Annotated in this window: 16 protein-coding genes; all 16 read left to right on the plus strand. The window is 28.5% G+C overall.

The features are described from left to right. Positions 1-638, plus strand: a 638-nt coding sequence (locus tag B2W91_RS02770; RefSeq protein ID WP_291578757.1) for a formate/nitrite transporter family protein, incomplete at its 5' end; no start/stop codon positions are given. Positions 639-790: 152 nt separating this feature from the next. After that, entirely contained in the window at positions 791-1,036 is a 246-nt protein-coding gene (locus B2W91_RS02775; protein WP_291578758.1) for a hypothetical protein, read from the plus strand. A gap of 259 nt (positions 1,037-1,295) precedes the next feature. Further along, positions 1,296-2,693 carry a hypothetical protein gene (locus tag B2W91_RS02780; RefSeq protein ID WP_291578759.1) on the plus strand — a complete coding sequence of 466 codons (1,398 nt, stop codon included), beginning with the start codon at positions 1,296-1,298 and terminating at the stop codon, positions 2,691-2,693. A gap of 277 nt (positions 2,694-2,970) precedes the next feature. Next, positions 2,971-3,609: a potassium channel family protein gene (locus B2W91_RS02785; protein ID WP_291578760.1), complete on the plus strand. Its 639-nt coding sequence runs from the start codon at positions 2,971-2,973 to the stop codon at positions 3,607-3,609. Positions 3,610-3,627: 18 nt separating this feature from the next. Next, the gene (locus tag B2W91_RS02790; protein ID WP_291578761.1) at positions 3,628-4,278 is read left to right on the plus strand and encodes a potassium channel family protein; all 651 of its coding nucleotides are present in this window, start codon (positions 3,628-3,630) and stop codon (positions 4,276-4,278) included. A gap of 123 nt (positions 4,279-4,401) precedes the next feature. Next, entirely contained in the window at positions 4,402-5,934 is a 1,533-nt protein-coding gene (locus tag B2W91_RS02795) for a TrkH family potassium uptake protein (protein WP_291578762.1), read from the plus strand. Then, entirely contained in the window at positions 5,910-6,398 is a 489-nt protein-coding gene (locus tag B2W91_RS02800) for a hypothetical protein (protein WP_291578763.1), read from the plus strand. The genes B2W91_RS02795 and B2W91_RS02800 overlap by 25 nt, the downstream gene beginning before the upstream one ends. Before the next feature lie 604 nt (positions 6,399-7,002). Beyond that, entirely contained in the window at positions 7,003-7,521 is a 519-nt protein-coding gene (locus B2W91_RS02805) for a GNAT family N-acetyltransferase (protein WP_291578764.1), read from the plus strand. Positions 7,522-7,604: 83 nt separating this feature from the next. Continuing rightward, positions 7,605-7,811: a hypothetical protein gene (locus B2W91_RS02810; RefSeq protein ID WP_291578765.1), complete on the plus strand. Its 207-nt coding sequence runs from the start codon at positions 7,605-7,607 to the stop codon at positions 7,809-7,811. A 29-nt stretch (positions 7,812-7,840) separates the two neighbouring features. Beyond that, positions 7,841-8,383 carry a DUF5694 domain-containing protein gene (locus tag B2W91_RS02815; RefSeq protein WP_291578766.1) on the plus strand — a complete coding sequence of 181 codons (543 nt, stop codon included), beginning with the start codon at positions 7,841-7,843 and terminating at the stop codon, positions 8,381-8,383. A 211-nt stretch (positions 8,384-8,594) separates the two neighbouring features. Next, positions 8,595-9,143 carry a GNAT family N-acetyltransferase gene (locus tag B2W91_RS02820; protein ID WP_291578767.1) on the plus strand — a complete coding sequence of 183 codons (549 nt, stop codon included), beginning with the start codon at positions 8,595-8,597 and terminating at the stop codon, positions 9,141-9,143. 82 nt (positions 9,144-9,225) lie between these two features. Continuing rightward, entirely contained in the window at positions 9,226-10,227 is a 1,002-nt protein-coding gene (locus B2W91_RS02825; RefSeq protein WP_291578768.1) for a methyltransferase domain-containing protein, read from the plus strand. Between the two features lie 453 nt (positions 10,228-10,680). Beyond that, positions 10,681-10,974, plus strand: coding sequence for a hypothetical protein (locus B2W91_RS02830; protein ID WP_291578769.1), 294 nt, complete (start codon positions 10,681-10,683; stop codon positions 10,972-10,974). A 202-nt stretch (positions 10,975-11,176) separates the two neighbouring features. Then, the gene (locus B2W91_RS02835; RefSeq protein ID WP_291578770.1) at positions 11,177-12,412 is read left to right on the plus strand and encodes a S41 family peptidase; all 1,236 of its coding nucleotides are present in this window, start codon (positions 11,177-11,179) and stop codon (positions 12,410-12,412) included. Positions 12,413-12,898: 486 nt separating this feature from the next. Then, positions 12,899-13,177, plus strand: a complete 279-nt coding sequence (locus B2W91_RS02840) for a CD3324 family protein (RefSeq protein ID WP_291578771.1) — start codon at positions 12,899-12,901, stop codon at positions 13,175-13,177. Between the two features lie 562 nt (positions 13,178-13,739). Continuing rightward, positions 13,740-14,312 (plus strand): GNAT family N-acetyltransferase, encoded by a 573-nt coding sequence (locus B2W91_RS02845; RefSeq protein ID WP_291578772.1) that lies wholly within the window; start codon positions 13,740-13,742, stop codon positions 14,310-14,312. Positions 14,313-14,532 lie beyond the last annotated feature (220 nt).

The raw sequence follows: 14,532 nt of genomic DNA on the forward strand, positions 1-14,532 counted from the left end.
TAATTATGGGCATTAGCTTTGGCGTAGCATTAAGCTTAGTAGTTATGGCGGGGTCAGAGCTTTTTACTGGAAACAACATGGTTATGGCTATAGGTAGCCTGGAGAAAAAAGTATCTTTAAGAGAATCAGTTAAAGTTTGGATTTTTTGCTTTTTAGGAAATTTGATAGGTTCGGTGTTAATTGCTATTTTGTATGCTTATAGTGGACTTGCTACTGGACCAGTGGCAGAATTTATAGTTAAGGCTTCCGCTGCTAAAATTGCAGCACCTGCACTAGAACTATTTATAAGAGGTATTTTATGTAATATATTAGTCTGCCTTGCTATATGGTGTTCTTTTAGATTAAAAGAAGAAACCGCAAAGTTGATAATGATATTTTGGTGCTTATTTGTATTCATAACATCTGGTTTTGAACATAGCGTAGCAAATATGTCATTACTTGCAATAGGACTATTAATACCTCATCCAGCATCAGTAACAATTAGTGGATATGGATATAACTTGTTAATGGTAACTGTAGGAAATATGGTAGGAGGTATTGTATTTGTAGCTTTAGCTTATTGGTATATATCAAAAGATAANNTGTCCATTTTCAATTCTTCATTGATTAAAGTTGTGAGTAAGCCAGTATTTTTATAATTATAAAAATGCTGGCTTATTTCTGTAGAACTTTATTAGAAGTTAGCATATAGTTATATAAAAATAAGAATATATTTTCAGAGGGTTAATAAAGAAAAATGAATAGATAAAAAACTAATTATTTATTTCAATAGATTTAGGAGGTGAAAATTATGATTACAGCCCTTACGCTATTAATAATTTTTGCGGTATTTGCTTTAATATTTATTATTTTTAAATTTGTAGGCAGCATAATTTTAGTGGCATTGTTATTATTATTAGTTATAGCAGCTGGTATATGGCTAATTGGAATGATAGGAGGGGCAGTGGTTGGTGTATTAGCCTTTCTGCCCCAGGTTATAATAGCAATAATAATCATAGCACTAATAGTCTATGTAATAGATAAGAGTAATAAATAATATCTTATTTAGAAATGTGAAAGAAGATAACAAGTCAAAAATGATAGTTTATTTTATATATGGGAAAGTAGTATGATACAAAATAGACTAACATAGTGACTTGTTATTTTTTTGAGCAGGCTTATCTAATGTAATATTTTAAAACCAAATACTTCTTTTTACATATTATACAGTAAGCACTTTTAGGAGGCTGAAGTAAATATACTAGTATATTTACTAATTATGTTTTCAGTATACATTATGTAAAAGAGGTGAAAATGTGGAGATACAATTAGGGATAGTTCATATAATATACTTGGTGATGGTAATAATAATATTACTATCTTTAGGCTTTAAGAAAAATATTTCTTTAGCTTGTATTATTGGGATTGTACTAATAGCTTTTTCAGCTACAAATTCTATAATTGATTCTATAAAAGTTATATTTGATAGCTTTCTATATGCATATCGGCAGCTAGGTGGGACTATATTGATTATTTCTGTAATCAGTGGATTTAGTAAGTTACTTACAGTTACTAAAATTAATACTGTAATAGTTAAACCATTTGAGAAACTTGTAAAAACACCTTTTGTGGCTTATTGGGGAGTAGGAATATTTTTTATGATAATTTCTTGGTTTTTTTGGCCTTCCCCTGCAGTTGCTTTAATTGGAGTAGTAGTACTTCCTGTTATGATTAAAGCGGGACTTACTCCTATGTCAGTAGCAATTTGTCTTAATATTTTTGGTAGCGGTCTTTCATTATCCGGAGATTATGTAATTCAAGGAGCTCCAAAACTAACTTCTGAAGCAGCAGGTATACCTGTACAGGGGGTTATTTCTGCTAGTGTACCTATAGTAATTGTAATGGGAATAACCACTACAGTGATAGCTTATTATTATATAAGAAAAGAGGCTAAAGAAAATATATCCTTAAATTTAGATGAAAAAGTTCAGCAAGTTGCTATAAATGAAATAGAGGAAGAAGTAAACTTAAGTAAAAGAACGAGAAATATTAGTGCAGGGATAATAGTTGTTGCATATATAATTGATATTTTACTGCTTTATTTTTTAAAACTTCAAGGTAATGAAGCAACAGCACTAATTGGTGGAACATCAATAGTGTTAATAATAATAATTTCTTTAACATCTTATAAGGAAAAAGGACTTGATAAAATACCAGATTTTTTAGTTGAAGGCTTTAAATTTGGATTTACTGTATTTGGTCCAGTAATTCCTATAGCAGCATTTTTCTATATGGGAACAGGTGGATTTAGATATTTGTTTGGAGAAATTGCTTCAGTAGGTGCAGATGGAATTGTAAGTGATTTAGGTATGGCTTTAGCACAATTAGTACCTATGAATGGTGCAGTAGCGTCAGTAACCACTACAATTATAGGGGGAATAACAGGATTAGATGGCTCAGGTTTCTCAGGATTAGGCCTTGTAGGAGCAATTGCAAGACTTTTGGGAACATCTCTTGGACATGGAGTAGATACCTTAGCTGCCTTAGGTCAAGTATCTGCTATATGGGTAGGGGGAGGAGCATTAGTACCTTGGACGATTATACCCTATGCAGTAGTCTGCGGAGTTAGTCCTTATGAGCTTGCAATAAAAAATATGAAACCTGTTATTATAGGGCTATTAATAACTACGATTTTTACGATGTTTTTACTGTAATTTATATTTATAACCTAACCCTTATTTTTATGTTAAGGGTTAGGTTTTTTATGTTAAATCTTCTTAACAAATAGGGGGAATTTTGATTTTAGCTTATTTTATCTAATATTTTAATGGTTTAGACGAGAATTTCAAAACTATTCCTCTACTCCTCAATAAATCATCAACAATACTTTATTTACAATATACTTAGTGATTTGAATAGTTTTTCTGTTAGGAATATATTTGAGTAAGGTTAAATATTTTAAATGAGTAAGAGGGATTAGGAGGCTTTAAAATGTATATCATAATTGTTGGTTGTGGCAGGATGGGAAGCACAATCGCGAAAGCATTAGCTAATGATGATAATGATGTTGTAGTTATAGACCATGATGAGAAGAATCTTAATAATTTAGGAGTAGTTTTTAATGGACAAAGGATAAAAGGAAATGAAATTGACAAAGAGATATTAATTGAAGCTGGTATAAAGCAGGCTGACGTATTCTTAGCTTTAACTCCTAATGACAATATAAATATTTTAAGTGCAAAAATAGCTAAAGATATTTTCAAAGTAAAAAGAGTTATTGGTAGAGTTAATGATATTGAAAAACAGAGTATATATAAGCAATTAGAAATTGAATGGATTTCATTGATAAGTCTTGGTGCTAACATGTTAAGGGAGAGACTGAAAGAAGATGTTAGTGAGGATTTAGTGATTGTTAATGAAGAAATAGTAATAACGAAAGTAACTATTAAAAAACATCAATCTATTGCAGTTAAGGATATAGAAAAGAAATATAACTGTAAAGTATGTTCCATTATAAATAGTAATAGCTTAATATGCAGGGATGAATATTATGTTGAATATGATAATAAAATAATTTGTGCTATAGATTTAGAAAATAAGATAAGATTAATTCGGGATTTGTGTAAGTAGATTTAAGGAGTTGTAATTATGAAAGCTATCGTAGTTGGAGGGGGGAAGGTAGGGTACTACCTAGTCAAAACCCTTAAGGAGAAAAGGTATGAAGTTATATTAGTTGAGAAGGATCTAGAACTTTGTAGTAAGATTGCAGAAGAATTGAATACAGATGTAATATGTGGTGATGGGAGCAATTTAGATGTTTTAAATGATGCACAAATAGAAGAGGCTGAAGTTATTGCAGCAGTGACAGGGAAAGATGAAGAAAACTTTGTTATATGTCAAAGAGTCAAATTAAGTTTTGAAAGTATAAGAACCATTGCTAGGATTAACAATCCTAAAAATAGCGAAGTTTTTAAAGCATTAGGAATCAATGACACTGTATGTAGTACAGAAGTAATTTCAAATATAATTGAACAGGAACTAAGCAATAGCAAACTAAAAATAATTCAACCTTTTAATAGAGGAAAGATTACTTTAGCAGAGTTTGATGTAGTCTCTAAGAGTCCGTTAAGCAATATGTACATTAGGGATTTAAGCTTGCCTGTAGGATTTTTAATAGTTTCTATATTAAGAGGAGAAGAAATAATTTATCCAAGTCCAGATATAAAAATTAAAAGTAAGGATAAATTAATGGCAATTATACCTACAAATAAAATTGAAGAAGCAGAAAATTATATTTAGGGGAGAGAGTTATGTTAAATAAAAAGAAAATTATTTATGGTGTACTAGTGGAAGTAGGCTTTACAGTATTCATTATGGCTTTTGCAATGATAATAGCCTTTGCAAATGTTATGAGGTAATTTTATGAAGACTATATATGATTTTAGAGATTTAAAGATAATTAGTTATTATATTGGCGTGATAATTATAGGTACAGCAATTCTTATGGTTTTTCCAATATTAACCTCTTTAGCTTTTAAAGAGGGGCCTATATTTTTTGATTTTATAATTAGCATGTGTATATCAATTTTATTTGGATTGTTGTTAATAAATTTCGGTAATAAATCTATAAAAAAAGAAGTAGTTCAATGGAAGCATGGAGTGGTAATTGCATCATTTTCATGGATAATATTAATGATTTTATGTGCAATTCCATATAAGCTAAGCGGATTTTATAATTCGATGATAGATGCTTGTTTTGATGTTATTAGCGGCTTTACAACTACTGGTGTTATGTTAATTCAAAATTTAGATCATGCTCCTAATGGGCTAAATATGTGGAGACATATTATAACCTTTGTAGGTGGGCAAGGTATGGTTGTACTCGCTCTATCACTGTTAGTTAAAGATACGGTAGGGGCGTATAAAATGTATGTTGGAGAGGCAAAAGATATAGAAATCGCACCCAATGTAAAGGGTACTGCAAAAATAATTTGGGGTATTAGTATGATATATCTAGTTATAGGCACTATAGTACTTTGGATTAATGGGATATTAATAGGATTAAAACCAGTATCAGCCTTTTTTCATGGATTATATATTTTTATGTCCTCATGGAGTACAGGGGGTTTTGCACCTATGTCTCAAAATATAAACTATTATCATAGTTTGAGTTATGAAATAGTAACGATAATATTATTTATCATAGGCTCATTAAATTTTGGACTTCATTACAGTTTATGGAAAGGAAATAGAAAGGAAATTATAAAAAATATAGAAACACAAAGCTTTTTTATAACTGCTACCTTAGGTTCATTTTTTACAGTAATAGCATTAAGTAAAACAGGAGTTTATAAAGATGCTATATCTATTTTTAGAAGAGGTGTATACAATTTGTTATCAGCTCATACAACAACAGGATTTGCAAACATATTTATGAGACAGTTTGCTACAGACTTTGGGGATTTTGGACTGATGATATTAGTAATTGTAATGATAATAGGAGGTAGTGCATGTTCTACTGCAGGAGGAATTAAAGGATTAAGAATAGGAATAATTTTTAAATCAATAATAAATGAAGTTAAAAAACTTTTAAGTCACGAAAGAAAGGTAAATGTATTCAAGTTTCATTATATGAAAGATTTAATACTTGAAGATAATTTAATTAAAACATCTGCATTAATAGCAATTTGTTATATAGTAATATTTTTAATAGGTACAATGCTTGGTGTTTATTATGATTATCCTTTGATTCATTCAGCTTTTGAAGCTGCTTCTGTATCAGGAAATGTAGGATTATCAATAGGTGTAGTATCTACTACAATGCCTACATTAATGAAGGTTTACTATATAATTGCAATGTGGTTAGGCAGGTTAGAATTTTTATCAGCCTTTGCTTTGATTGGATTTTTAATTGGAGGAGCAAAAAGGATATGTGGAAAAACTTTAGCACATTAATATTAGCATTAGCACTAAGCTTAATCTTTAGTAGAATATGTTATGGTGAAAGTTATATAGAGATAACAGATTTAATATTTAATTCACAGAGCTTTGATAAAAAAGCTATCAAAGTCAAAGGTGAAGCTATTGGTGAAATAATGAGTAGAGGAGAAGATTGCTGGATAAATATAAATGACGGTAAAAATGCTATTGGAATATATGGCAGTAACGAAAAAGCTGCTATAATTGAAAATTTGGGAAGCTATGACAAAATAGGAGATAAGCTAGAAATAGCTGGTGAATTTAATAGAGCTTGTGAAGAGCATAATGGTGATATGGATATTCACTATAATTCTATAAGTGTTGTAGAAAAAGGAAAAGATATGCAGCATGAAGTTAAAAAGAGTAAGGTTTATTCAGCTATAGTATTAGCCATATTAACATCTGTAGTTTCTTTTGTAACCTATAAAAAAGTTAGATAATATTAAAAATAAAATCTTAAGTAAGTTATTATAAATATGAAAAAATCTCTGAGAATTTATATGCTTGGAGATTTTTTACTTTAATAAAAAGCTTAAGGCTATACTCGTAGTAAGCAAAATCTTTGTTTTACTAAAAGTCTTAAGGATAATGAATGATTTGTAAATCAAGAATTAGGATAATATGCTGTTATATTAAAAGACTACAAAATATAAAAAGTGCCTTGTGCAGTAGCCAATTAAAAAAGTCTATTTTATAAGGTGTTTTTTGCTGTTTATTATTTTGAATGTAATATATTTGTATAAAATCATATTTATTACAATAAAAATGTTATAATATTTATGTAAATCTTATAGCATTTATAAATTATTAAAGGATATTTGCAATATTAATTAATATTTAAGATTGTGAAATAGATAAATTATAATATTTTTAGTGATTGTAATATAGATAGTGAATAATGGCATAACTATATGAGATAAAAGAGTATAAGCAAAATTTAGCTATTCAATTAGTTGAAAAGAAGAATTTAAAGAAGATAAAAAATTTAAAATAAGGTTGTAATCGTAGAATCTTATGAAGTGTATATAGAACGGGGGGCAATTTATGAAAAATTTATTTTTAGTTGAGCCTAATAAAAAATATCAAAAGAGTTTTGAAAATTATGCTCTAACATACAGAAAAATAAGTAATGAACATTATTTTAATAAATATAAAAAAGCATTAGAAAATTTCCAAGATTATTTAAATAACCTGCACAATTACTCTAAGGGAAACGATTTACCTGAGGGAGAAGTTATAACTTCAACATTCTGGTTAATTGATACAAAAGAAGTTGTAGGAGTAGTGAGAATTAGACACCAAGAGGTAGAATGTGCTGGCCATATAGGCTATGATATATCACCAGATTATAGGAATAGAGGTTATGGTTTTCAGATTTTAAAATTGGCATTGGAAAAGGCTATAGAGATAGGAATATCTGAAGTGATTTTAACTTGTAATATAGACAATACGGCTTCAAAGAAAATTATAGAAAAGAACAACGGTAAATTATTAGGAACTATTTTTGATGAAGAGGAAAAAGAATATCTCTACAAATATAGTATTACATTAACAACTAACTAAATATTAAAAAGTGTATAAAGTTAAAGGGGGAGTTTTAGTGGGAGTTTGGTATTTATAATACGCCCTCTCGCTAAAGGTAAATTATGAATAATGAGAATATTATGATTTTAGGTACGTTTCATTTTATGACTGATGAAGGAAGAAATATTATTAAAGTTCAAGATAAAAATAGACAAATGGAATTATTAGAATTAATAAAGAAAATATCTAAGTTTAAACCTAATAAATTATGTGTTGAATTAAGACCAAGTGAAGAAGAAAAATATAATAAAATCTTAATGAATTTTTAAATGAATCAGATTTAAATTTAGATAAGATTTTGTCTGAGATTAATATAAAAGGAGCAGATTATAATATCACTAGTTCAATAGATGAGCGTATAAAATTTGCTTTTGATTTAGCTAAATATAATAAGATAAATCATATACATTGTATAGATTACTTTGATGGATGGAGTCAGCCGTTAGTGTTTGAGAAGGCTAAAGAAGATAAAGAAGCATACATGAAGTTAGAAGAGTCATATATGAAATTTGCAAATTTATACTATAGTATGTTTAATGAAGAAACAAGTATAGAGAAAATATATAGATTTTTTAATAATAAGGAAACTAATGATTTTCAACATTCAACTTCATTTTTACCATTTAATGAAATTGGAATAGGTTCCGATTCTATAGGAGTTGATTTTGTTGCTTCATGGTATAAGAGAAATCTACATATTTTATCTAATTTAAAAAGCGTTTCAGAGGATAGAGACCGCATATTAGTATTATATGGTGCAGGACATTTAAAATTATTAAGAGATTTTATTAACGATTCTCTCGATTTAAATTATATTGAGGCATTAGATTATTTAGTTTAAGATATCTTGGCTTTGTTCACTATACTTTAATATAGATCAGATAATTGATTGGCTTTGCCAGTGAATCGCTTTGCTAGAGAAAACTTGCATGATAGTTTATAAAGAAGATGAAAAGTGCTTTTGGCGGAAGCTAGAAAGATAACTATGTTATAGACTTTTTAGGTGAGATAATTTAGTCAAGAATATAGAATAATAAAAAATGGGGATATGTATGAGGACGTATATTTCTAAATTAATTGAAAGTAATAATTTAATAATAAAAGATGCTGTTATGGATGAATGTGATCAGCTGCAATATATTTGTAGTACTTGGACAGATAAACTTTTATTAGAAGGAGAAGAATTTGAAGAAAACTATGTTTTAAAGTGTTTAACAGATGGAGATTTGCCGCCAGTGGAGAATGCCAGCAAAGAGAAATATTGCTTGAAATCCATTTATTTAAAAGAGAGTAATACTATTATAGGGTTTATTGATATTTATCACGGATATCCTAATTTACAAACACTTTGGATAAGCATTTTTGTATTAGATAGAAACATTCAAAATAAAGGTTTTGGACAAGAAGTAATAGAAGCTTTAACAAAAGATGTAATAGATACAAATTATAATAAAATAGGTATAGCTGTGCAGCTTAAGAATTGGAAAGCATTACGATTTTGGACTAAAGCAGGCTTTAGCAAAGTTATAGGGATTTATGGAGATAAAGATTTTGGACAAGATACTTATGCATTAATTGGATTAGAAAAAGATATTAGATAAACTAAGTATAAATTTAATTTTAATCTTTTTATTAAATAAGCCATTTTCATTATTAATAAATATATATTTAGGGGGATATAGAATGCATAAACAACATATTCATTTATTTCAATGTCCATTATGTCATGGGGAATTAAAGTGGGATATTAAAAAAGAAAGTAAAGATAGGGTAATTAACGCTGGAATCATTTGCTTAGGGTGTAATGAACAGTATGAGGTTAAAGACGAAATTGCAGTTTTTCTAACTTCCGAGTTATCGCGCAATGACCTTTGGCAGCAAGCTGAAAGTGGTATAGAAAAATGTTTTAGAGAAAATCCTGAAATCTTTAATAAACTAATGGATACTCCAGAAGAGAGTTTGAATGGAGCTGACTATTGGTTTAAGGCTTCTTATTTTGAGATAAAGAGAGATTATGAAAGAAGTTCAAAAATGTTTAAAAATGGAGTAGAAAAGATTTACACTAAGGATTACATTGATGGAATGAAAAGTCAAAGAGAATTTATACTTAATAATATTGTAGATGATGACAAGGCGATTGTAGACATTGCTAGTGGTAAAGGATATCTAGTTGAAGAGTTATTGAAGAAAAGAAAGAATTATGTTCTGGCTACAGATTTTAGTCCAACGGTACTATTGAGAAATAAAGAATATTATAAATTTAAGGGACTTTATGATAAATTGAGTTTAGTAGCCTTTGATGCAAGAAAAACTCCTTTTAAGGATAATGTAATTGAAGTAATGACTAGTTATGTAGGTATACAAAATATAGAAAAGCCAGGGGAAGTAATTAGTGAGATGCATAGAATTTGTAAAGGTAAATTTATGTCAGTAATGCATTTTATAGATAAAAATGATAAAGCTAATATGGATTTTATAAAAGAATTTAGCAGTATAGATTATGCAACAAGAGAAAATACTATTGAAACTTTTGAAAAATGCGGATGGAAGGCTGAAATTATGAATTCCTTTATAGCAGAGGTAAAGCCAACACCAAAGGGAGAAATCTTAGAGGGTGCAAGTATCGATGGTATTCCAGTGGAAGATAGTAAATTTGAGTTTGGTGTTGTTTTAGCAGTGAAGTAGTTTAAAGTGTATTAAAATTTATACAGAAATATAATTCAGTATATAGCATCCTTACATAATATAGTTGGGTGCTATATGCATTTATTGAATTATGATGATGTATCTATATATAGGGGTACAATGTGAAAACTTAATATATACTCTGGAAAATAAGCTTTCTATAAAAATAGCTTAAATCCTTNNTTTCATTAAGGAACCCTATATATAATATAAGATCTAATAGTAAACTTAATATAGAGTAGGAGATAAATTTTATGGCAAGCAGCAGAATAAATAGCTATATTAATGTGGATTTAATGACTTAAATGAATATAGATTCTAAGACTTGAAAGAGAATTAATTAATAGTTGTTCAGAAATGAAGCTAGCTTATGTTATAGATTACCTTAAAAATTAATATAAATATAATAAATAGAATTTGAAGTTAAATTAGAAATTTTAAGGGGAGATATTTATGAAAAAGAAACTTTTATTATCAAGTATTGTAATTATTATGGCTTTATTTATGTTTAGTGGCTGTATTCCAGGAGATGGAGCAGCTACTATTACAAAACCAGCAGGGTTTTTCTCTGGAATTTGGCATGGATGGTTGGCACCAATTTCACTTATAATAGGTATTCTTGATAAGAATATTAGAGTTTATGAAGCTGCAAACACTGGATGGTGGTATGACTTTGGATTTTATATAGCTATTATCAGTGGCTTTGGAGGATTATCATTGTGCAGGAAAAATAAAAAAGATAAGTAGATAACTTATCTCTTCAGAAATTTTTCATTTTCAATTATTAATCTTTAATTGTGAAGTGCGAATTTAGTAGTATTAGTGGCAATACCAATAAGTATTAATTATTTTTAGTGGATAGATCAAATTTAGGAATGGTATATCTATAGATTACTTTATCATAAGGGATATAAATAAATTTATTACTAAGATGAGAAGGGGGATTGGCATGAAGAAAAAATTATCAATAATATCGATAATTTTATTTGCATTTATTGCTTGTGGATATATGATATATAAGCCATCCAATAGCAATAGTACTAATGATGTGCAGTTAACTGAAAAGGAAAAGCTAGAGGATTTTGAGTATATGTATACAATACTTAAAGAGAATTATCCATACTTTGAAGTAAATAAGAGATTAAATGGAATAGATTGGCTATCAAAAAAAGATGAATATATTGATAGAATAAAAGTTACTACTAATGATGACACGTATTTTACTGGGTTAAATAGTATATTATCTGAGCTCAAAAATGGACATACAAATATGTTAGATAGATGGTTTTACTCATATGCTAAAGATATTTATGAGAGGGATAAAAAATTTAACAAAGCATGGGTAAAGCAATTGAATAAGTCAGAAGCAAGAAAACGATATTCAAGTATGCCGGAATCTAAAGGTAGATTTGAAGGTTCAGAAAATAATATAATGGCAGATAATATTAAAACCCATATTTTTAAAAATGAGAATATAGGATATTTAGCTATACATTCTTTTAATACATTTAATATTGAAGAAGATATGAAAATAATTAAACCTTTGCTAGAATCTATTAAGGATTGTAAAGGATTAATAATTGATATAAGGGGCAATGGTGGAGGAGATACTAGATATTGGACTGATAATATAGTACCAATGCTAATTAATAACAAAGTAGAATGCATTGACTATAGTGCATTTAGAGGTGGAGATTTTACAGAGGCATTTATAAAATCTAGATATGGAGTAGGATATGAAGGTTTGGAATCGATTTCTGATATTACTGGAGGAAAGCTAAAAAATATACCACCTGAATTAAGTAAAGATTTTAAATACTACGGTGAGTCTACAATAATATTAAGCCCCAAAAATTCTATAGGATTCAATGGTAAAATTTACTTACTTACTGATGGTGATGTTTTTTCTTCAGCGGAGGCATTTTCCGTATTTGCTAAAAGCACGGGATTTGCTACTTTAGTAGGTGAAACAACTGGTGGAGATGGTATTGGAAGTGATCCAGCAGTATGTACTTTACCAAATAGCGGCTATGTGTTTCGTTTTACAAAAGAGATGGGACTTACCTCAGATGGTACATGTAATTTTGAACATAAGACAGTACCAGATATAAAAGTATCAGCAAAAATAGGGGCAAACTTTAACGAGGACGAAGCAATACAAACGGTATTAAAACTTTTAAAGTAAATTTTAGTAAAAAATTATAATTATTTAAATGAAAGATACAAATTATGGTTAAAACTTTATGGTTAAGACCTTTGGAGTTTTTTGAGAATGAATTTTATTTTAAGAGATTTACTAAGGGCGAATTTCATTCTAAATTTTTCATTTTTAACTATTAATCCTTGATTTCTAAGGGGTTAATCCATTTTTATAGAAAATAAAAGGAATTTGGAGCTTAACATATAATTATATGTTATAGGGTAAAAAAGGAGTGATGTACTATGAGAAGTTATAACGTATTTAATTGTACCTTAAATGATATGCTTCAAGCAAAGACCATAATGACTCAGTTAGCTATGCTTTGCTTGGAGCCTAAGGTACTTATTAGCTGAAAGGCATCTTTAATCAAATATTTTTCTTGAGATGCTAAAAACCAGGCTCCCGTAATATATGAGCTTACTTTTTCATAGGTCTTTGCCTTAATTTAAGAAATTAAGGAGGGGCAAAAATATGAAATATGTTAAAGCACACAATGTGTTACCAGAGGAGATAATAGAATTAATTCAAGAATATATAGATGGGGAGTATTTATATATCCCTAGAAAAAGTGAAAATGAAAAAGCTTGGGGCGAAAAAAATGGAACAAGAGATGACCTCAAGAAAAGAAATAATGAAATTTTTGAAAAATACACTTATGGAACTAAAGTTTCAGAACTTGCAAATGAATACTTTCTTTCAGAACAAAGTATAAGAAGAATTATAAGTAGAGAAAGAAAGCTAAGTGCTTAAAGAAAAAATAAAATCAATGAAAACGTCTTATTATCAATAGAATTTTGGTAATAAGACGTTTTTTGCTCAACTTTAATATAGAACTATTTTGGATATATAATATAAATTCATTAGATAGTAAAATTTTAGTAAGGGAAACTTTAAACAATTAAAAATTGAGAATGGAAAATTGATAATTATGGTTAAAATTAATTTTTATAAATTAATTTCTTTAATAGATTTTTTGTAGGGGCGAACAGTGTTCGTCAGTTATATGAATTAAATGCTCATAAAGATTTAGGTGCAGACAAAGCTAATGTATATACTGCTATGCCAGAAAAATATCCAGCTCCCAACAAACTTTATGAATCTGTTGGATTTAAAGTAGTTGGGAATCTATATGTATGGAAAAAGAGTTAGATAATTAATTGAAGGTAAGATTCAAAAAAATTCCGATAGAATGAAGAATTATGGTTGAAATTTCACGGTTAAGGCCTCTAGAGCTTTTATAAATAAACTTCATTTTATTTATAAAGGCGGTATATTTTAATAATCAAAGAAAAGGATAGAAGGGGAGAGTTTGATGGGGAAAATAATATATGATAATTATTATTGGCAAAATAATTTAGTTAGATTAAGAGCATGGAGTGAAGATGATTGGGAATGGGATTATTATACTAACTTTGATAGTACAGCAACTAGATTAGCAGATTATGAGATTGATCTTCCACCAACGATGTCACATTCGAAAAAATACTCTGAAAAAATCGCAAATTTGTCTATTAATAATTGTAGAATAGCCTTTGCAGTAGAGACGTTAGATGGAGTACATGTTGGTAGAATAAATATATTATTAGATGATGATAAAAATGGAACTTTTGGGATTGGAATTAAAATTGACAGAGAATATCGAGGTAAAGGTTATGGAACAGGTGCTATGAAGATACTTCTGAAATATGGATTTATGGAGAGAAGATTAAATAAATATACTGTAAGTGTTCTGGAAGGAAATGAAGGCTCCATTAAAATGCATAAAAAACTTGGATGCGAACAGGAAGGTGTTTTAAGGCAAAATATTTATACAAATGGAAGATATTATGATGAAATATATTTTGGGCTAACAAAAGAAGACTATTTAAAAATATATGCTGAATAATGCATAAACCTTTCAGTATGGGAAATATAGGGTTCCACAATGAAAAATCAGTAAAATAACTATAGGGTGCTTATAGCACCCTATAGTTATTTTGTCGATTTTTCTTATGTTATAGTCTTTTAATAACTTAATTATAATTTATAAGTTATTAAAAGATTATTGAAGAGGAACTAAATCTAAAATTATAGGGATCACATATATATTTCAAACATTTCAATTA

The organism is Clostridium sp. UBA6640 (genome assembly GCF_002455975.1).
Classification (GTDB): Bacteria; Bacillota; Clostridia; order Clostridiales; family Clostridiaceae; genus Clostridium_J.

Excerpts from the sequence above, each read along its gene's own strand:
- B2W91_RS02775 (WP_291578758.1), top strand. The coding sequence starts at position 791 with ATGATTACAGCCCTTACGCTATTAATAATTTTTGCGGTATTTGCTTTA.
- B2W91_RS02785 (WP_291578760.1), top strand. The coding sequence starts at position 2,971 with ATGTATATCATAATTGTTGGTTGTGGCAGGATGGGAAGCACAATCGCG.
- B2W91_RS02790 (WP_291578761.1), top strand. The coding sequence starts at position 3,628 with ATGAAAGCTATCGTAGTTGGAGGGGGGAAGGTAGGGTACTACCTAGTC.
- B2W91_RS02795 (WP_291578762.1), top strand. The coding sequence starts at position 4,402 with ATGAAGACTATATATGATTTTAGAGATTTAAAGATAATTAGTTATTAT.
- B2W91_RS02800 (WP_291578763.1), top strand. The coding sequence starts at position 5,910 with ATGTGGAAAAACTTTAGCACATTAATATTAGCATTAGCACTAAGCTTA.
- B2W91_RS02805 (WP_291578764.1), top strand. The coding sequence starts at position 7,003 with ATGAAAAATTTATTTTTAGTTGAGCCTAATAAAAAATATCAAAAGAGT.
- B2W91_RS02810 (WP_291578765.1), top strand. The coding sequence starts at position 7,605 with ATGAATAATGAGAATATTATGATTTTAGGTACGTTTCATTTTATGACT.
- B2W91_RS02820 (WP_291578767.1), top strand. The coding sequence starts at position 8,595 with ATGAGGACGTATATTTCTAAATTAATTGAAAGTAATAATTTAATAATA.
- B2W91_RS02825 (WP_291578768.1), top strand. The coding sequence starts at position 9,226 with ATGCATAAACAACATATTCATTTATTTCAATGTCCATTATGTCATGGG.
- B2W91_RS02830 (WP_291578769.1), top strand. The coding sequence starts at position 10,681 with ATGAAAAAGAAACTTTTATTATCAAGTATTGTAATTATTATGGCTTTA.
- B2W91_RS02835 (WP_291578770.1), top strand. The coding sequence starts at position 11,177 with ATGAAGAAAAAATTATCAATAATATCGATAATTTTATTTGCATTTATT.
- B2W91_RS02840 (WP_291578771.1), top strand. The coding sequence starts at position 12,899 with ATGAAATATGTTAAAGCACACAATGTGTTACCAGAGGAGATAATAGAA.
- B2W91_RS02845 (WP_291578772.1), top strand. The coding sequence starts at position 13,740 with ATGGGGAAAATAATATATGATAATTATTATTGGCAAAATAATTTAGTT.